The following is an 18,124-nucleotide window of genomic DNA, read 5'->3' as shown; positions in this document are numbered from 1 at the left end:
GGAGGAGACGGACATGCCACTGGTGATCGGGGTGGTGGGACTCGGCGGCCTCGGCGAGGGGCTCACCAAGGTCCTGCTCGCGCACGGGGCCGAGGTGATCGGCGTGGACAGCGATCTCGACGTGCTGTCCCGCGTGCACCGCAGGCTGAGCGGCCCGCAGCTGACCCTCGCGACCGAGCTGATCGACCTCAAACGGGCGGACCTCGTCATCGAGGCACTGCCAGAGGACTTCGAAACCAAGGAGACCGTGCTGCAACGGCTCGTCGAGCAGTGCGCGCCGGGCACGGTCTTCCTCACCACCACACCGACGCTCTCGGTGGCGAAGCTCGCGATCGCCTCCGGTGCGCCGGACCGCGTCGTCGGACTGCGCTACTCCATCCCACCGCCGTACGGGCAGCACGCCAGCCTGATCGGCACGTCCATGTCCGCACCCGAGGCGATGCACCTGGCGCGCAAGGCAGTCCGGCTGGCCGGCACCGAGATCGTCAGTCTCGGCGGCCGGCCCGCGGAGGCAGCCACCGCACTGCTCTACGCGTGCATCAACCGCACCATGAACCTCGCCGGCGCCGGCTACGCGACCGTCGAAGACCTCGACACCGCCCTGAAACTGGGTTGCGGTCTCAAGTTCGGGCCACTGCACCTGGTCGACCTCATCGGCCTCGACACCGTCCGATCCGCCCTCCGCACACTCCACGAGATCACCGGCTCCGACTCCTACATCCCCGCGCCGCTGCTGGACCGCATGGTCGAAGAAGGACTGCTCGGCCGAAAAACAGGCAGGGGTTTCCACCGCTACGACGACCGCGGCGAGATCATGCCGCCACCCCGCAACCGCGGCACGAACGGTGAACCGCGCGAGATCCGCGGCGCCGGCGTCGTCGGCGCCGGCCTGATGGGCCGCGGCATCGCCGAAGTCCTGATCGTGGCGGGCATCCCGACCACGCTCGTCGCCCGTACCGCAGAAAAAGCCGAAGCCGCGCAGGACCGGATCCGGGAGTCGCTCACCAAGCTCGTCCAGAAAGGACGGATGTCCGAACAGGACCGGCAGGACGTCCTCGCCAGACTCACCGTCGCCACGAGCTACCAAGCTCTCCAAGAAGCCGACATCGTCATCGAAGCCGTCGCCGAGGACATGACCGCCAAACTCGCTGTGCTGCAAGGAATCGACGCCGTCCTCGCGCCGGGTGCCATCATCGCCACCACCACGTCCAGCCTGTCCGTCACGGACTGCGCGAACGCCACGAGCCGCCCCGCCGACGTGATCGGGCTGCACTTCTTCAACCCCGCACCGGTCATGAAGCTCGTCGAGATCGTCCGCACCGAACACACCGCCGACGACGTGCACGCCACCGCCCACGCGTTGGTGAAGTGGTTGCGCAAGACCGCGGTCGACTGCGCGGACCGCGTCGGGTTCATCGTGAACCACGTTCTGTTCCCATATCTGAACGACGCCATCCGCATGCTCGCCCGCACCGACGTGACGGTGGAGGAGATCGACACCGCGGTGGTCACGGCGTTCCACCACCCGATGGGTCCCTTCACGCTCCTCGACACCATTGGTCTCGACGTCTCACTGGCCATTCTGGAGACACTCAGCGCCGCTTCGCCCAGCGGTGAACCCGCCCCCGCCGAGGAACTGCGCCGGCTCGTCGCGGCCGGCCACCTCGGGACGAAAACGGGAAGCGGATTCCGGCTCGTGAACAAAGGAAAGTGAGAGATTCCCGAGCATTAAATGCCGTAGAACTCCCAAGCAGGCAGCTCGTCGTTCGCAGAGAGGTGGTCATCACAGATGGCCGAGGAGGTCGGCACGGCACGGCGGCACGTCGCGATCTTCGCCAATCCCTGCCAGGGACAGGCACTTCCGGCGCTGGCGGTGATCGAGGAACTGGTGCGGCGCGGCTACCGCGTCACCTACGCCACCTCCTCCGAGGTCGCCGCCCGCCTCGCACTCAGCGAAGCGACCGAGGGCAAGTGGGACGTGGTGGGCTTCCTCGACGACAGCGTGTCGCCGATCTCGCTGGCCCGCGGGTACTTCGCCGACGACCTGCCCGACCTCGTCGTCTACGACGGCACCGCGGTCGAGGTGGCCACCGCGGCCGCCGAGACGTGGGACGGGCTGCCCGACCCCGGCTTCGTCGACGCGCCGTTCTGCGAGTTTCTCACCCGCTTCGGGCTCGCGTTCCTGCCGGAGAAACCCGGCCTCTACCGGGTTGTGCCCGGCCGCGTCGTGGCGTATTAGTTCACTGACTGGAACCGCGGCCGGATTCACCACCCGCACATTGCGGAATCACCACGCCAGACTTTGACACTTGCCTCGCGGAGTTTGCGGCCCGGTCACCTGGGGCATTTATCCTCAGCGCAGGTCATCTCTTCGAGCCTGAGGCGGTGGGTGGTGGACAACCAGTCGGGCACCGTCACTGAGCTGTTCGGTCGTGAGAGCGCGCTCACCACGGTCGCGCACCACACGACCGCCGCCCGCCGCGGCGCGGGCGGGCAGGCCGTGCTCGTGCGCGGTGCTCGCGGCTCAGGCAAGTCCGCCGTGCTCCGGCGGGCGGCCGCGACCGAGTCGCGGGCGGGAACGACGCTGGTGTCCGCGGTGGGGCGCGGGGAACGCCTGCCGCTCGCCGTGGCCAGAAGACTGCTGGTCCAGGCTGGTGTGATTGTTCCGGAACTCGACGGCCTGGCCGCAGCCGACCTCTACCGCGTATACCGGGGCATGTGGCGCGATGTCGTGACGTTGGCGGAGCGGACGCCCGTCTGCCTGATGCTCGACGATCTGGACGCGTGTGATGACGCGACCGTGCGGTGGATCGACTTCGTGGTGCGCAGGCTCGGTGACGAGCCGATCAGCCTAGTGCTGTCTCATTTCGCGCCACTGCCGGTGGAACTGGCCCGCGCGCACGTCGTCGAACTCGAGCCGCTCACGACTCCCCAGGTCGCCGACATGATCCTCACGACGCTGGACTTCCCGCCGGACGCGATCTTCACGAGCATGTGCCTGCGGTTGTCCGGCGGCATCCCGCGGCACCTCACGACCGTGCTCGCGGACATCCGCGCCGCCCGCGCGTTGCGGCAGGAGTCGGTCGAACTGGTCGCCGCACGACGGTTGCGCGACCAGCCGGCACATCTGCGCGCGATCGCCGCCGCACTGGTCGTCGTGGACTCCGAGGAACTGGTCGGGCCGCTCGCCGGGGTGTCGGCACGGGTCGCCGAGACCGGGATTTCCGCACTGCGGAACCAACATCTGCTCGGCGACGGGCTGCCCGACCACGTCCGCGAGTGGTACCGCGCTGGCGTGCTGGAGGTGCTGGACCCGGCCGAGGTCACCGACCTGCGGCACCGGGCCGCGATCGCGCTCGACGAGTCGGGTCACGACGTGCGGGCGGTCGCCGACCAGCTCGTGCACCTGCCCGCCGTCGACACCCCGTGGATGTCGCAGATCCTGCACGAGGCAGCGACCACCGGACCGGCCCAGGACGCCGCGCGCTACCTCCGGCGCCTGGTCGAGCTGCACCCGGACGACGTCGAACTGCGGGTGCAGCTCGCGACCGAACTGTCCCGGCACGACCCCGGCGAGGCGTGCGAGCACCTCGCCGCCGCGTTCCACCGCACCACCGACCCCGACCTGCGAGCCGCACTGGCCGTCAAGCACGCGCTGACCGGACGGACGCGCACTTTCCTGCGGCTCGCCAAAGATCCCGCGCTGTCCGAGGACCTGGCGACCCTGCTCGACGCGGTGCAGCTGTCGATCGACCTGGACGACGTCCACGCGGTGTCGGGAGCCGTGGCCAAAGCGGTGCCACCAAAGGCACGAGACACGACAGCGCAACGCTGCCTGCTCGGCGTCGTCGCGGAAGCCACCATGCGCGGCGGCGGCTCGATCGACACCGCCGTCGGGTACGCGAGGGCCGCGCTCGCCGACCCGGACGCGCTGACCGACTGGTCGATGCTGTCGGCCGCGTCCGTGCTGCGCGTCGCCGGGCACACCGGGGAGGCACTGGCCGTGCTCGACCGGGCCGTCGACGCCTTCTCCCACAACGGGGACTCGCTCGCGCACAGCCGGTCGCTGGTGCAGCGGGCGCTGGTCCACATGTCGCTGGGCGACCTCGTCAAGGCCACAAAGGACGCGACGGCCGCGGTCCAGGCGATGCGCGAAGGCGGCTGGCAGCTGCCGCGTGCGGTGATCCTGCTGGCCTGGCTGTCAGTGCAGACCGGCAACACCCCGCTCGCCGTGCGGTTGCTCGACGAGGTCGATGAGGACGACATCCGGCATCTCACGCCGACGCACCGCGAATACCTGCGCACGTCCGCGTGGCTCGCCTTCCAGCAGGACGAGGTCCCGCTCGCCGCGGACCGGATGACGGCCTGTGCGACGGTGCTGACGGCCACCGGGCTCAGCGACCCCAGCACGCTGCCGTCGTGGACCGACATCGTCCAGGTCCTGACGCTCGCCGGCCGCGACGCCACCGCCGCGCTGCGGGAGGTCGACCGGCTGGCCAAGGCCTGGCCGACCCGCGAGGCGGTCGCGTTCTCCTTGCTGGCCAGGGCCTACACGACGCAGGGAACGGCGGCGCTGGACATGGCGAAGGCCGCCTCCGACGGGTTCGCCGCGGTGCCGTCGCTCCTCCGGCAGGCCCGCACGGAGTTGCTGCTGGGCCAGCGGTGGACAGGCGCGGGCCAGGCACGGCAGGCACGCGCACACCTGCGCACCGCCGTCGGGCTGGCGTTGCGGGCCGGGAGCCGGACGCTGGCGGACTCGGCGAGGACGATGCTGCTCGGCGTAGGCGGCCGGATGCGCGTTCCGTCCACAGCGGACGGTCTGGCGGTGCTGACCGCCAGCGAACGCAAGGTCGTCGAGCTCGCCGCCGCCGGGGTCACGAACCGGGCGATCGCCGACCACCTGTTCGTGACGCTGCGGACCGTCGAAGTCCACCTCACGCGCGCGTACCGCAAGCTCGGCATCTCCAGCCGCGCGGAGCTGGCGGACGTCCTGGCTTCGTGATGATCCTGCTCGAACGCACCGACGAGCTGCGGCAGCTCACCCGCGCACTGCACCGCGCCCAGACCGGCCACGGCGACCAGATCGTCCTCACCGGACCCCTCGGCTGCGGCAAGTCCGCGCTGCTCGGCGCACTCCGCGCCCGAGCCACCGGCGTGCGCGTCCTGACGGCGAACTGTTCACCGCTGGAACAGGACTTCGCGTTCGGCGTCGCCCGCCAGCTGCTCGAGCCGGCCCTGGCCAGAGCCGGCGATCGCTGGTTCACCGGCACCGCGGGCCTCGCGCGACCCGTGTTCGAGATCGACGCGCCGGTCGACCCGGTGTTCGCCGTCGAGGAAGCCGCGGTCAGCGGCCTCACCGCGCTCACCCACGTCATGAGCGCGGAACAACCGACCGTGCTGCTGATCGACGACCTGCAGTGGGCCGACGACCCGTCGGTGCGGTGGCTCGCCAAGCTCTCCAGAACCCTGCGGCACCAACCGGTCCTGCTGGTGGCGGCCACCAGGGACGGCGAGCGCGGCCCGTGGCTGGAGGAGCTCCTGCGCACCGAGATCCGGCTGGAACCGTTGTCCCCCAACGCGGTCGCCGAGCTCGTCGAACGCCGCACCGGCCAAAGTCCCGACGCCGAGTTCGTCGCCGCCTGCCACGCCGTGACCGGCGGCAACCCGATGTTCCTGGCCGCGGTGCTGGGCCACGTCACCAGCCCGGCGGCGGACCAGGTCGCGCACGTCCTCCAGCTGCGGCCGGCGCAGCTCGAAGAACGGCTCGTGCGCGGGCTCGCGACCCAGCCGGAGCAAGTTCGGCAGTTCGCCAAAGCCGTCGCGATCCTGGGCGACGACGACGATCTCGCGGGACAGCTGGCCGGGCTGACCGACCAGCAAGCACGCGCGGCGCAGCGGACTCTCGACCAGGCCGGGATCGTGACCAGCCGGCCCGCCGTCCGGGACGCGGTCGAGGAGTCGATGACGGTCAGCGAGCGCGAAGACTGGCAGACGCGGGCCGTGCAGCTGCTGCACGCCAAGGGAAGGCCGGCCGAACAGGTCGCCGCCCGGCTGCTCGCGGTCACCACGAAGCAGGAGTGCTGGGCGATCGAGACGCTCAGGGAAGCCGCCCGCACCGCACTGCGCCGAGGAGCGCCCGAAGTCGCGGCCCGGTATCTGCGGCGCGCGTTGAGGGACGTGCCGATCGGTTCCGAGCACCGCGCGCGGCTGCTCGTCGACCTCGCCACGGCCGAACGGTTCTTCGATCCCGCCTCGTCCGTCCGGCACATCTCCTACGCCGTGCCGCTGCTCCGCGACGTCGAGGACCGGGCGGCCGCGCTCGTCCGGATCGCACCCACCTCGCTCGGTCAGGCGCCGCGGCCGGTGCGCGACCTCATCGACCAGGTCGCCGCCGAACTCGACAACCACGAACCCGGCAACGAGGAACTTGGCTACCGGCTGGAGGCACGGCAACGGTATGCGTGGCACGCCGACCCCGCCCTGCTCGCCGACGCGGCCCTGCGGTTGAAGCAGATCGACGGCAGCACACCCGGCCGGCGCGAACTGAAGATCGTCCTGCTCGACGCCGCCATGCTCACCGCCCGCATGCCCGCGCACGAGGTCGCCGGCATCGCGAACGCGGTGCTGCGCCAGGAAGCACCTCACCCCAGGCACGTCCACACCGCGATCCCGTTGCTCATCAGGGTGCTCGCCGCCGCCGACGCCGCGCACGAGGCCGTGCCGTGGCTCGACCGGGCCCTCAGCCAGGCCACGAGCACCGTCGAACAGGCGTTGATCCGAGCCCAGCAGTCGTGCGTCCTGATGCACCAAGGCCGGCCGGGGGAGGCGCACCGGGCGGCCGAGCACGCCGTCGACCTCGCCGTGCTGGACTGGCGCGGCGACACGACCACCGCCGCGATCGGGCTCACCGCCGTCGCGATGGAGCTCAGCGACCCCGACCTGATCGCGAAGATCCTCACCTCCCGCCCCGACCGGGAGGAGTCCGCCGGCTGCGACGCGGCCTACCGCATGCTGCACGCGGCCGGCGAGGCGCTGGCGGGCCGGCACGCCCAGGCGTTGAAGCAGCTCGTGGACTGCGGCCGCGCGCTCGACAGCGTCGGCTGGCGCAACCCGGTGCTGCTGCCGTGGTGCATCACGACGGCCCGGCTGCACGCCCGGCTCGGCGACCTCACCGCCGCACGGGAAGCCGCCGCGCAGGCCTGGGACCGCGCGACCGAATGGGGCGCGCCGGTCGGCGTCGGACGGGCGCTGTCCGTGCTGGGCCGCTGCACGCCCGGCCGCAAGGGGCTCGACCTGCTGCACGAAGCCGTCGAAGTCCTGCACGCCAACCCGTTCGAACGAGCCAAGGCACTCCTCCAGCTCGGCGCGCGCGAACGAGCCGATGGCGACCCGCAGGCGCAGCACCACCTCGACGAGGCACACCGGCTCGCGGTGCAGTCAGGTGCCGAGAGACTGGCCAGGAGAATTGCGCAGGAACTCGACGGTAATTCGCCGGGCATGGTCGTGGCATTGACCCGGACCGAGTTCAAGGTCGCCGGACTCGTCGTCCAAGGGCTCACCAACGCCGAAATCGCGGACGAGCTCGCCGTGACCTCGCGCGCGATCGAGAAGCACCTCACCAACTCGTTCCGGAAGCTCGGCATCCGCAGGCGCACCGAACTGCCCGGCGCGCTCGCCAGGGCCTATCCGCCATCCGCGTAACATCGGCGACACATCTACGAATTTCTGGTGCGCGATTACCGCACAGTTGAGTCGCACCTCGGTTACCGGGTGGTGGCGTCTCGATCGGTGTGGCGAGTATCTCCGCAGCTCAGCGCCGTAGCGGGTCATCAGGTGAGACGCACCCGAAACGCCCTACCGAAATGTGCGGACTCCTCCCCGAACCCCCGGCCCACCCCTACCACAACATTAGGGGCCACCCCTCACTCCTCGTTGACCGCGTTCGGTGAATCTTCCTACGATTCATCGTGTCAAGGCGGGAATCAGGAAATAACCCTAGATCGCCTGGCGACCCAGTCTTTCTGCACGCAGTCGCGGAACGCCGAGTTCGACGAGATCGAGAGGGATACTCTCCGATGCACACTGTTGCCGCTGGTTCTCTCGTACCTGACCACACCACCGTCGTTCCCGACGCCGACGTGTTCCGCTCCTTGCTCGAGCGGTCCGGTCTCTGCCTCGCCCGCCTCGACCTCCAGCTGCGCGTCGTCGAGGCCAACGACGACTTCGTCACCCAGTTCGGGCACTCCCGCGAGTCGCTGCTCGGCCGCAGCTTCTACGAGCTGCTGCACCCCGGCGTGCACGGCCCGATGCGCAAGCAGTTCGACCGGCTCGTCGAGGGCCGCCGCCAGCGCTTCGTCGAGCACCTCGCCGGCATCGGCCCGCGGCACGCCGTCTTCACCGGCGACATCACCGGCATCGCGGTCCACGACGCGCACGGCGACCTGGTGCAGTTCGTCGTCGTCGTGAACCCGGAGAAGGGCGAGCAGCCCAACGCCGTCGTCGTCGACCGCAACCGGATCCTGACGGAGCTCGACGCGCGGATTCTGGAGGGGATCGCGACCGGGGAGTCGACCGTGCGGCTCGCGTCGCGGTTGTTCCTGTCGCGGCAGGGGGTCGAGTACCACGTCGGCACGATGCTCAAGAAGCTCAAGGCGCCCAACCGGGCCGCGCTCGTGTCCCGCGCTTACAGCCTCGGTGTGCTGAGCGTCGCCAGCTGGCCGCCTCGGGTCTCGGCGGACTACATCAAGTAGGTCACGCGGTCATGGAGGAGATCCTCGACCGGGCCGCACACGCCGCCCGCGAGTGGGCCGGAACCAGTCCGGACGACCGCGCGGCGGCACTCGACGCCGTCGCCGACGCGCTCGACCGCGAGACCGGCGAGCTGGTGGCACTGGCCGAGTGGGAGTGCCGGCTCCCCGGCGACAGGTTGCGCGCGGAGGTGGGTCGCACCACCTTCCAGCTGCGCTCGTTCGCCGAGTACCTGCGCTCGGGCGCCGTCAACGGGGTCGTGGTCGACCGGGAGGACCCGAACTGGCCGGCCGGACCGCGACCGGACCTGCGCCGCATGCTGGTCCCGCTCGGCCCGGTCGCCGTCTTCGGCTCCACCAGCTACCCGTTCGCGTTCTCCGTGGCGGGCAGCGACACGGCGTCCGCGCTGGCCGCCGGCTGCCCGGTCGTGGTGAAGGCGAGCCACAGCTACCCCGACCTCGCCGACCGCACCGCCGAAATCGTCGAAGAAGTGCTGCCCAAGGGCGTGTTCGCGCTCGTCCACGGTCAGCGCCGGGCCCGTCAGCTCGTGCTCGATCCGCGGATCAAAGCCGTCGCGTTCATCGGCAGCTCGCGCGTCGGCCGCGAACTGCACCACCTCGCCGCCACCCGCCCCGAACCCATCCCGTTCTACGGCGGCTTCGGCAGCGTGAACCCCGTGTTCGTGACCAAGCGGGCGATGGAAACCCGCGGCCACGAGATCGCGCGGGGATTCGCGAACGCGCTGGCGCAGCAGAGCGGACAGCTCTGCACCAAACCCGGACTTCTCGTGGTACCAGAGGCTTTCGCCGACGACGTCGCCGCCGAGGTGCGCGCGTTGCGGGCAGAGCCGTTGTTCAACAAGCTCGTGGCCAAGCGCTACGAGACCGGCGTGGAGGCGCTGACCGAGTTCCTCGACGTGCTGGTCGAGGGCGGGTCGGGCGCGGGCGGGCACGCACCGACGTTGTTGCGCACCACCGCCGCCGAGATCCTCGAAGGCCACGACGAGGCGCTGTCCGAGTGCTTCGGACCCGTCTCCGTCGTCGCCACCTACCGCGACAGCCACGAACTGCTGGAGCTCGCCGTCGCGTTGCCGGGACAGCTCACCGCGACCGTGCAGGGCGCAGACGACGACGTCCTGCCCGAGCTGATCAGCGAACTGACCGGACGTGCCGGACGCATCGTGTGGAACCAGTGGCCCAACGACATCGCGACGACCCCCGCCATGCACCACGGCGGGCCCTGGCCCGCGACCACGTCCCCGTTCCACACCTCCGTCGGCGTGCGGGCCGTCGAACGGTTCCAGCGTCCCGTGGTGTTCCAAGGGTTTCCCAGCCGCTTCCTGCCGGAAGTGCTGGCAGAAGTTGTGACTGGCAACGCGTGAGGAAGGTCGGAGAATGCGCGCAGCGGTGGTCGCGGGACTCGGGTCATGGCTCCCGCCGCGAGTGGTCACCAACGACGAGCTCATAACCAAGCTGGACACGACCGACGAGTGGATCAGAACGCGGATCGGCGTGGCCACCAGACACGTGGTCGAACCCGGCATGGCGACCTCGGACCTCTCGGTCGAGGCGGCGCGGCGCGCCCTGCGCTCGGCCGGGGTGCCGGGCGCGGGCGGGGTGGTCCTCGCGACCACGACACCGGACCGGCCCTGCCCCGCGACCGCACCGGAGATCGCGTCCCGGCTCGGGCTCGTCGACGTGCCGGCGTTCGACATCGCGGCCGTGTGCACGGGATTCGTGTACGGGCTGGGCGTCGGAGCCGGTCTGATCACGTCCGGCATCGCGGACAGCCTGCTCGTGATCGGCGGCGACGCCTACTCCACGATCCTCAACCCGCAGGACCGCACCACGTCCGTCATCTTCGGCGACGGCGCTGGTGCGGTCGTGCTGCGTGCGGGATCTCCTGACGAGCCAGGTGCGTTGGGGCCGTTCGACCTCGGTTCGGACGGCGAGCTGTCCGACCTGATCACCGTGCCCGCCGGCGGGTCGCGGCAGCGGTCGTCGCGCGACATCGTGCCGCACGGCGACAAGTTCTTCCAGATGGAAGGACGCGAGGTCTTCGCGAACGCGGTCGCCCGGATGTCCGCCGCTTCGCGCAACGCCGTCAAACGGCAGGGCTGGGTCGCGTCCGATGTGGACAGGGTGATCGCGCACCAGGCCAACACCCGGATCCTGGACGCCGTGTCGGCCGAGCTCGACGTGCCGCGCGACAAGTTCGTCTCCAACATCACCGACGTCGGCAACACCTCCGCCGCCTCGATTCCGCTGGCGCTGGCCCACGGCGTGCGGTCGGGGGAGCTGCAGGCAGGGCAGAAGGTCTTGCTCACGGCGTTCGGCGGCGGCCTCACGTGGGGCGCCACCACGCTGGTGTGGCCGGAGCTGAGCCTTTCGGAGTGAACGCGGAAACGGCCGGGGAGAACGCCTCCCCGGCCGTTTCCGGTGTGCGGTCAGACCGGAAGCACGCGGCGGAAGACGGGGACGGCGGCCGCGGCCACGACGACGTGCATGACCATCAGCGCGACAATGCCGACGACGTCAGCTCCGGGCTGGAAGAACAACGGGATGTCGAGCAGCCACGACAGCACTACGACGATCGGCACGAGCTTGCCGAGCGTGCGCGCCGGATCCTTGGCGCGCTTGCGAATGGACGCCCACGCGAACGCCGCGATGAGCACGCCGAGCGCGGTCAGCACGACGAAGACCTGGGGGTAGAGGCCCAGCACGGCTTTCGGGTCGGCACCGAGCGCCTGCGCCAAGTAGGACACGACCGCGTTGCCGATCGACGCGATGACGACGGCGGCGACGACTCCCAGCGCGACTTTGCCGGTGCCGGCCTTGGTTCGGGTTGTCATGGTGGAGCACTCCTGTTCGGATGGCGGAACTTCAGCGTTGCGCGGGTACCGATGGCATCCCCACGCGAACCCGGCGGGACAGCTGCGCCGGGTCGGTGAGGAAGATGCTCTTGCGCTCGATCGAGATCCAGCCGCGCTGGGCGAAGTCCGAGAGCGTCTTGTTGACCGTGTCGCGGCGGGAGCCGATGTACTGGCCGAGCTCCTCCTGCGTGAGGTCCTCGATCATCAGCAGCGCGCCCCGCCGGTCGGTGCCGAACCGTCCCGCGAGGCGCAGCAACGCTTTCGCGAGCCGCGCGGAGGCGTCCAGCTGCACCAGGTCCATCCGCATCCGGTGCGACTCGCGCTGGCGGCGGGCGATGCAGCCCAGCAGCCGCTCGGTGATCTCCGGGCACAGCGCGAGCCACTTCGTCAGGTCGGCCCGCGTGATCCGGCCCGCCTGCACGTCGGTGATCGCGATCGTCGTCGACACGGCCGGTGCGGCGTCGAACAGCGTCGGCTCCACCAGCACGTCGCCCGCGCAGTGGAAGTCGAGCACCAGCTCGCGGCCGTCGGCGGAGGTGCAGCACGTCTTGGCCTTGCCGGCGCGGACCACGAACAGCTCGTCGGTGCGGGCGCCCAGGCGCAGCAGCACGTCGCCGCGGGAGAACTCGACGGGCTCCAGGGCGTGCGCGAACTGGCGCCAGGCCTCGTTCGAGGGCGCGAGGACGGCCGGTCGCGACGGGGCGAGCAGCTGAGGTGCCACTTCGGTCTCCAATTCGTGCGGATGACTGGGCGCGACCTGCACTCGAAGTTAGGGTGGCCGACACTGGCGTGGCGCTGGAGAACGCTGGGGTTTTCCCCACGGCCGGCGCTGAAATCCTTGCAACGGACCGAAAGATGGGAAGGGGACAGCCAGTGCTCTTCGACGTCGGCCGGCTGTTGCACGAGGAGTTCCTCGCCGTCTACCGCGCCGCTGCCGCCGACGCCGACGGCTGGGAGGACGCGGCCGTGTCGGTCGCGCGCCGCGTGGGATCCCGTCTCATTTCGGCGAAAGTTCCCGTCGCGCAGGTGGTCGTGGCGCTGCGGTCCACCGATCGGCTGCTGACCGAGGCCATGCTGGACGACGGCGGCGACGCCCGTGCGCTGGCCGCCGCTGGAACCGCTCTCGCCGCCGAGCTCATGTCCGCGTTCTGCGCCGGCGACGACGACGGCCTGGCGGACGCACTGCTCGCCGGGAGCGCACCCGACGGAGCCGCCGCCGTCTACACCGTCGCGCTCGTGCGCGGAGCGTTGGCAGACCGGGTGGTAAACGCTTTCCGCAGACACGGCCCGGTGCTCCTGGCGACATCCGGACATCTCCTGCTGCCCGTGCCCGAGGCGGCCGCGCTGCCGTTGTGCCGGGACGTGTGCGCGGAGCTCGGCGGCGAGGTGTGGTTCTCGGTCGCGGAACGGCCCGCCGCGCGCGTTGCCTTGGCGCGCAAGGAGGTTGACGAGATCGACGCGCTGGTCACCTCGCTCGGCCGGCCGCCCGGGGTGTATCGAATCGACGACATGTTGTTCGAAAGCGCGGTGCTGGACACGCCGGAGGTCCGCGACGAGCTGGACAAGGTCGTCGCGCCGTTGCTGGCGAACCCCGTTCTCGTGCAGACAGTGCTCGCATTGCTTGAGGCGGATGGCAACCGGGCAGTAGCTGTCAGGAAGCTGTTCATCCACCGCAGCACGATCGACTACCGGTTGTGGCAGATCGAGCAGCTCACCGGACTGAGCCCCGTCAACCCACGTGACCTCGCGCTTCTCGGCACCGCGATCGGCCTGAGCCGCACGAACGCGTTGGGCTGAAACGGTTCCGAACAACTCTGGTGAACGTTAAGGGTGGCTCAAGCCATCTGTGCCAACTGTCGACAGTTGCCTACCGTTCTGAGGGCGAGACACCGTAGGGCCCTCAGGGAGGCGACGAGTGACCACCGTTCTGCACAGCCGGCTGCTCAACGACGTGCTGCGTGACATCCTCAGCCCGTACGACCTTCCCCCCGTCGAGGACGTGACCACCCGCCGCCAGCTCGCCAGAACGCTGCTTTCCGGTCAGGACAACGGATCTTTCAACGGCTTGGCGCTCGCCTACGCGGTCGTCGCGTTCTGCACGTCCACTGAGGACGGTGCGACCGAGGTGCTCGCGGCGGTGGGCGACAACGCGGACGTCCTCGTGCTCGACGGCGTGCGCGGCGGGTACCTGTTGCTGCCGTGCGCTCAGGACCAGCACGTGGGACTGGCGCGGGCGCTGCACGACCGGCTCGGCTCCGACGTCTGGATGGCCGTCGCGTGGGCGTCCCGGCGCGACCTGGCCTCGGCGCGGGCGACGGCCGAGGACGTGCTGCGGATCGCGTCCTGCCGCGCGCCAGGTGTCTACGAGCTGCGCAACGTGCTGGCGGACTTCGCGGTGCTGCGTCAGCCGCACGTCGCCGAACGACTGGCCCGCATGATCGAACCCGTGGTGGCGCAGCAGCCGTTGCTCGACTCGCTGCGGGCGTTCATCTCCGAGGATGGCAACCGTGCGGCGGCGGCGCGCCGGTTGGACATCCACCGCAGCACGCTCGATCACCGCCTGCGGTTGGTCGAACGGCTCACGGGCTGCCGTCCGACCTCACCGCGTGCGTTGCTCACGTTGAGCGTCGCGCTGACGGCGCACTCAACGCCTCAAGTTCCGCTGCCGCGCGCTTACTGATTCTGTGCCTACTGGTTCTGTGCCTACTGATTCTGGGCGGAGATCTGCTCGCGCAGACGGTCCTCCTGCGCCTGGATCTCGGGCGTCATGACCTCCTCGAACGCCTCGGGGCCGTGGATCTGCCGGATCTCGACCTCGCCGCTCTGGAACGGCGCCTTCTTCAGCCACTCCACGGCGTCCTGCAGCGACGGCAGCTCCCAGATCCAGAAGCCCGCGATCAGTTCCTTGGCCTCGGTGAACGGGCCGTCGATGACCTTCGTCGCGCCGCTGCCGTCGAACGCGACCCGCGCGCCCTTGGCGCTCGGGTAGAGGCCGTCGCCCGCGAGCATGACCCCGGCCTTCACCAGTTCCTCGTTGTAGTTGCCCATCGCGGCCAGTTCCTCGGTCGTGGGCATGACGGAGTTCTCGGTGTCCTCGTTCGCCTTGACGATGACCATGAACCGCATCTCGATCTCCTCAGGTCTGGTGGGTCCGTTCTACTCACGCGTCGATCGGCTTCGGCTGGTTTCGACCAGCTTTCTGAAAATGTGACCGGCGTCACAAGGTTAGTGTTGGGGGCATGCGCGAAGACGTCGACTGGATCCTCGAGAACTGCCAGGTCTGGGCCATCGTCGGGCTCGCGGACAACCCGTCCCGCGCGGCGCACGGCGTCGCCCGGTTCCTGCAGCAGCGCGGCAAGAAGATCGTGCCGGTGCACCCGGTGGCCGAGACCGTGCACGGTGAGCAGGGCTACCCGACGCTGGCGGACATCCCGTTCCCGGTCGACGTCGTGGACGTGTTCCGCCGTTCGGAGGACGCCGGTCAGTTCGCCGACGAGGCCGTCGCGATCGGCGCCAAAGCCGTGTGGTTCCAGCTCGGCGTGGTCGACGACGCGGCCTACCGGCGGACGAAGGCGGCCGGGCTGCACATGGTGATGGACGTCTGCCCGGCGATCGAGTGGCGCTCCGGTTGACCAACTGACTAGTCTGCGGCTTGAAGTCCTCGGACGCCTGGGGGTTCCGGGGACACCAAGCCTGGGGGGCTTTTTCACCATGCTCGTTGACATCAACGTGCTGCAGCCCGCGGATTCGCCGCGACTCGGTGGCTGCAGCGAGGAGTTCGTCCGCAAGCTCGCGTCTTCCGGTGCGGTGCTCGCGCCGATCGTGGTGCACCGCGGTTCCATGCGAGTCGTCGACGGCGCGCATCGCCTGCGGGCAGCCGCACTGCGCGGGCTCCGGTCGGTCGAGGTCGAGTACGTCGACGGACCCGTCGAGGACGTGTTCGTCCTGTCCGTGTCGCTGAACGTGTCGACGCTGACCACCGCCGACCGGGAAGCTGCCGCGCGCCGGCTGCTGCGCTCGCACCCGCAGTGGTCGGACCGGGCGATCGCGGCGTCCACCGGACTCGCGGCCAAGTCGGTCGGCGTGCTGCGGCGCGCGGTCGGCGGCCGCGCGGCCAACCGCGTCGGACGGGACGGGAAGGTCCGGCCGGTCAACTCCGCGGCCGGGCGGCGGCTGGCCGGCGAGATGATCGAGGCGCGGCCCACGGCGTCGTTGCGCGACATCGCGCGCGCGGCCGGGGTGTCGCCGGGGACCGTCCGTGACGTGCGGCGGCGGTTGCTCGCCGGGCTCGACCCCGTGCCGGAACGGATGCGGGCGGCCGAGCTCGCCGAGGTCGAGGTGCCGGCCGCGCGCAGCGAGGTCCGGGCGCCCGACGCCACGTTGCCGATCCTGCGGCGCGATCCGTCGTTGCGGTTCAACGAGCACGGGCGGCTGGTGCTGCGGTGGCTGGAGGCGCACGCGGTGTCGTCCGGCGAATGGGCCGCGGTCGTCGACGGGGTGCCGTCGCACTGCCGGGAGCTGGTCGCGGACATGGCCCGCGGTTGTGCAGAGGTGTGGGCCGAGATGGCCGACGCGCTGGAACGCGAGAGCCGGCGACAGGCCGTCTAGCCGGCGAACAGGATCTCGCTGATCTCGCCCGCCACCTCGCGTCCGGCCGAAGGACGTAAGCGGGACAACAGTTTGCTGAACGACGTCAGGTCGGTGTGCACGGTCGCCGACTGCACCTGGCGGATGTCGTCCAGCAGCTCGGTCACCAGGTCGCACGCGTGGTCCACGTCGCCTGCCGCGGCGTGGGCCAGCGCGCGGCGCATGCCGAAGCGGGTGCGGGCGCGCAGGGAGGTCGGTGCGATCAGCGGCAGCTGGATGTCCAGGATGGCGGCGGCTTCCGCGTGCCGGCCCAGGTCGTAGAACGTCCACGCGCGGGCGACGACCACCTGGTCGACCAGGCTCGTGGTGCCGTAAGGGGATTCGCGGACGGCCTGCTGCAGTTCGTCGGCCCGGTCGAGGGCGTCCTGGCACTGGGCCGCGGCGCCGGCGAGTGCGTAGCCCTGGGCTTCGCGCAGGGCGGCACCGGCCTGCACGGCGGGGGAGCGGGACTTGCCGGCGCGGCGCGCGAAGGACACGGTTCCGCGTGCGTCTCCTCTGTATAGAGCGAACTCCGCGGCTCGGACCAACGCCCACGCTTCGAGCTCCGGGTCGCCGCCCTTCGCCGCGTACTGCACGGCTTTCCTGGTCATGTCGGCGGCCGAGGCGTCGTCACCGCGTTCCTGCTCCATCCAGCCCGCGTACTCGGCGTACCGGGCGGCGAGCAGCCACAGGCCGCGGCCGAGGCCGGGGTCGTCGGCGGAACGGGCCATGCTGCTGAGGATGTCCACCTGCGGTCGCAGGCCGGGGAGGACTATCTCCGGGCTGTGCCGGTGGCCCAGGGCGCGGTGGTGGTCGAACATCGAGTTGTACGTGCGCAGGGTCGTGTGGTCGCTGGGGATCGGCCGCGCCGGCACGTCGGCCAGCTCGATCAGGCGGCCTTCGGCCTGCAGGACGTCGTCGAAGACGCGGGCCATGTCCGGGTTGGGCTGGACCTGTCCATTTTCGATTTTGCTGAGGTGGCCCTTGCTGTAGGGCACCAGTTCGGTCAGGCGGGTCAGCGAGAGGCCGCGCTCGTTGCGCAGGCGGCGGACCTCCTGCCCGAACGTGGGCGGCACCGGCTTCACCCCCTCCCCGGTAGTGTGCTGGCGTTCAAACTCCAGGACACCGAATGTCAACGAATTGGCCGGAGATTGACGATCAACTGGGGCTAAACCGAGCGGTTCGCGATGGTTCCATGTGAGTCATGGCGATGACGTGCTCGAACGAGGCGGCTGGTGTGGTGATGGTCTGGCAGCGCTTGGCGACCAACGTGGTTCACCGGTCCCCGTGGTTCGAGGTCCGGTCGGACGACGTCGTCAGGCCGGACGGCGGGCACTCCACCTACACCCACGTGGTGGCGCCGGGATCGGTCACCGTGCTGGCCCTCCAGGACGACGACCACGTCGTGCTGACCAGACAGTGGATCTACACCCACGGCGGCACCGAGTGGCGGCTGCCCGGCGGCGCCGTCGACGACGCGGACGCCGACCCGCTGGCCGCGGCACGCCGTGAGCTGGCGGAGGAGACCGGGCTGAGAGCCGACAGGTGGGAGCGGCTGGGTCAGATCCACGGCGCCGACAGCCTCAGCAACCACGTCGACCACATCTTCCTGGCCACCGGCCTCACCCAGGGCGAACCCGATCTCGGGCCCGGTGAGGCCGACCTGCGCGTGCGGACCCTGCCGTTTCACCACGCGCTCGACCTCGTCCAGCAGGGCATGCTCCCGCACGCCGGCAGCTCGCACGCGCTGCTCGTCATGGCACTGCGCCGCACGAACGGAAAATAAAGCTCGGAGGGTTTCCTGATTTCGCTGGAAACAGGAAACCCGTTCTCATTCGACTGGCGAAAAGCCACTCTTGGTGCATCGGCGAGAACTTC

The 18,124-nt window shown here is 70.2% G+C and carries 16 protein-coding genes; 12 read left to right on the top strand and 4 right to left on the bottom strand.

All coding sequences use genetic code 11. The features are described from left to right. Window positions 1–13: 13 nt before the first annotated feature. The 7 genes from DI276_RS21775 to DI276_RS21745 all read left to right on the top strand — a co-directional run bounded on the left by DI276_RS21775 (window position 14) and on the right by DI276_RS21745 (window position 11,144). Window positions 14–1,714, top strand: coding sequence for a 3-hydroxyacyl-CoA dehydrogenase family protein (locus tag DI276_RS21775; protein WP_198680811.1), 1,701 nt, complete (start codon window positions 14–16; stop codon window positions 1,712–1,714). Between the two features lie 75 nt (window positions 1,715–1,789). Continuing rightward, the gene (locus tag DI276_RS21770; protein WP_112266208.1) at window positions 1,790–2,239 is read left to right on the top strand and encodes a hypothetical protein; all 450 of its coding nucleotides are present in this window, start codon (window positions 1,790–1,792) and stop codon (window positions 2,237–2,239) included. A gap of 153 nt (window positions 2,240–2,392) precedes the next feature. Continuing rightward, complete coding sequence (locus DI276_RS51050) at window positions 2,393–5,002, top strand: LuxR C-terminal-related transcriptional regulator (protein ID WP_198680810.1); 2,610 nt, start codon at window positions 2,393–2,395, stop codon at window positions 5,000–5,002. Continuing rightward, window positions 5,002–7,701 carry an ATP-binding protein gene (locus tag DI276_RS21760; protein WP_232836816.1) on the top strand — a complete coding sequence of 900 codons (2,700 nt, stop codon included), beginning with the start codon at window positions 5,002–5,004 and terminating at the stop codon, window positions 7,699–7,701. The genes DI276_RS51050 and DI276_RS21760 overlap by 1 nt, the downstream gene beginning before the upstream one ends. A gap of 374 nt (window positions 7,702–8,075) precedes the next feature. Then, complete coding sequence (locus tag DI276_RS21755) at window positions 8,076–8,750, top strand: PAS domain-containing protein (protein WP_112266202.1); 675 nt, start codon at window positions 8,076–8,078, stop codon at window positions 8,748–8,750. Window positions 8,751–8,761: 11 nt separating this feature from the next. Then, a complete protein-coding gene (locus DI276_RS21750) occupies window positions 8,762–10,129 on the top strand; it encodes an aldehyde dehydrogenase family protein (protein ID WP_112266201.1) in 1,368 nt (455 codons plus the stop codon). A gap of 13 nt (window positions 10,130–10,142) precedes the next feature. Then, a complete protein-coding gene (locus DI276_RS21745) occupies window positions 10,143–11,144 on the top strand; it encodes a beta-ketoacyl-ACP synthase III (protein WP_112266199.1) in 1,002 nt (333 codons plus the stop codon). Window positions 11,145–11,194: 50 nt separating this feature from the next. On the opposite strand, the gene DI276_RS21740 is transcribed toward DI276_RS21745, so the two are convergent. Then, on the bottom strand, window positions 11,195–11,599 hold the full coding sequence (locus DI276_RS21740; RefSeq protein WP_112266197.1) for a DUF6069 family protein: 405 nt from the start codon (window positions 11,597–11,599) through the stop codon (window positions 11,195–11,197). 31 nt (window positions 11,600–11,630) lie between these two features. Further along, window positions 11,631–12,341 (bottom strand): Crp/Fnr family transcriptional regulator, encoded by a 711-nt coding sequence (locus tag DI276_RS21735; RefSeq protein ID WP_198680809.1) that lies wholly within the window; start codon window positions 12,339–12,341, stop codon window positions 11,631–11,633. 152 nt (window positions 12,342–12,493) lie between these two features. Here DI276_RS21735 and DI276_RS21730 point away from each other — a divergent pair, with 152 nt between their 5' ends. Next, window positions 12,494–13,417, top strand: coding sequence for a PucR family transcriptional regulator (locus DI276_RS21730; RefSeq protein WP_112266193.1), 924 nt, complete (start codon window positions 12,494–12,496; stop codon window positions 13,415–13,417). A gap of 118 nt (window positions 13,418–13,535) precedes the next feature. Beyond that, complete coding sequence (locus tag DI276_RS21725) at window positions 13,536–14,300, top strand: PucR family transcriptional regulator (protein ID WP_112266191.1); 765 nt, start codon at window positions 13,536–13,538, stop codon at window positions 14,298–14,300. Between the two features lie 23 nt (window positions 14,301–14,323). On the opposite strand, the gene DI276_RS21720 is transcribed toward DI276_RS21725, so the two are convergent. After that, the gene (locus DI276_RS21720; RefSeq protein WP_112266189.1) at window positions 14,324–14,746 is read right to left on the bottom strand and encodes a YciI family protein; all 423 of its coding nucleotides are present in this window, start codon (window positions 14,744–14,746) and stop codon (window positions 14,324–14,326) included. Window positions 14,747–14,859: 113 nt separating this feature from the next. Here DI276_RS21720 and DI276_RS21715 point away from each other — a divergent pair, with 113 nt between their 5' ends. Together DI276_RS21715 and DI276_RS21710 are read left to right on the top strand one after the other, a co-directional pair. Further along, a complete protein-coding gene (locus DI276_RS21715; RefSeq protein ID WP_112266187.1) occupies window positions 14,860–15,252 on the top strand; it encodes a CoA-binding protein in 393 nt (130 codons plus the stop codon). Window positions 15,253–15,331: 79 nt separating this feature from the next. Continuing rightward, window positions 15,332–16,228 carry a ParB/RepB/Spo0J family partition protein gene (locus tag DI276_RS21710; RefSeq protein WP_112266185.1) on the top strand — a complete coding sequence of 299 codons (897 nt, stop codon included), beginning with the start codon at window positions 15,332–15,334 and terminating at the stop codon, window positions 16,226–16,228. Here the strand turns inward: DI276_RS21710 and DI276_RS21705 are convergent. Then, a complete protein-coding gene (locus tag DI276_RS21705; protein ID WP_198680808.1) occupies window positions 16,225–17,322 on the bottom strand; it encodes a helix-turn-helix domain-containing protein in 1,098 nt (365 codons plus the stop codon). The two genes, DI276_RS21710 and DI276_RS21705, sit on opposite strands and share 4 nt — an antisense overlap. Window positions 17,323–17,450: 128 nt before the next feature. On the opposite strand from DI276_RS21705, the gene DI276_RS21700 reads away from it, so the two are divergent. Further along, window positions 17,451–18,032 carry an NUDIX domain-containing protein gene (locus DI276_RS21700; RefSeq protein ID WP_232836814.1) on the top strand — a complete coding sequence of 194 codons (582 nt, stop codon included), beginning with the start codon at window positions 17,451–17,453 and terminating at the stop codon, window positions 18,030–18,032. Window positions 18,033–18,124 lie beyond the last annotated feature (92 nt).

Source organism: Lentzea terrae (assembly GCF_003265345.1).
GTDB classification, from domain to species: domain Bacteria; phylum Actinomycetota; class Actinomycetes; order Mycobacteriales; family Pseudonocardiaceae; genus Lentzea; species Lentzea terrae.
This window is presented reverse-complemented; position numbering and strand designations above follow the sequence as displayed.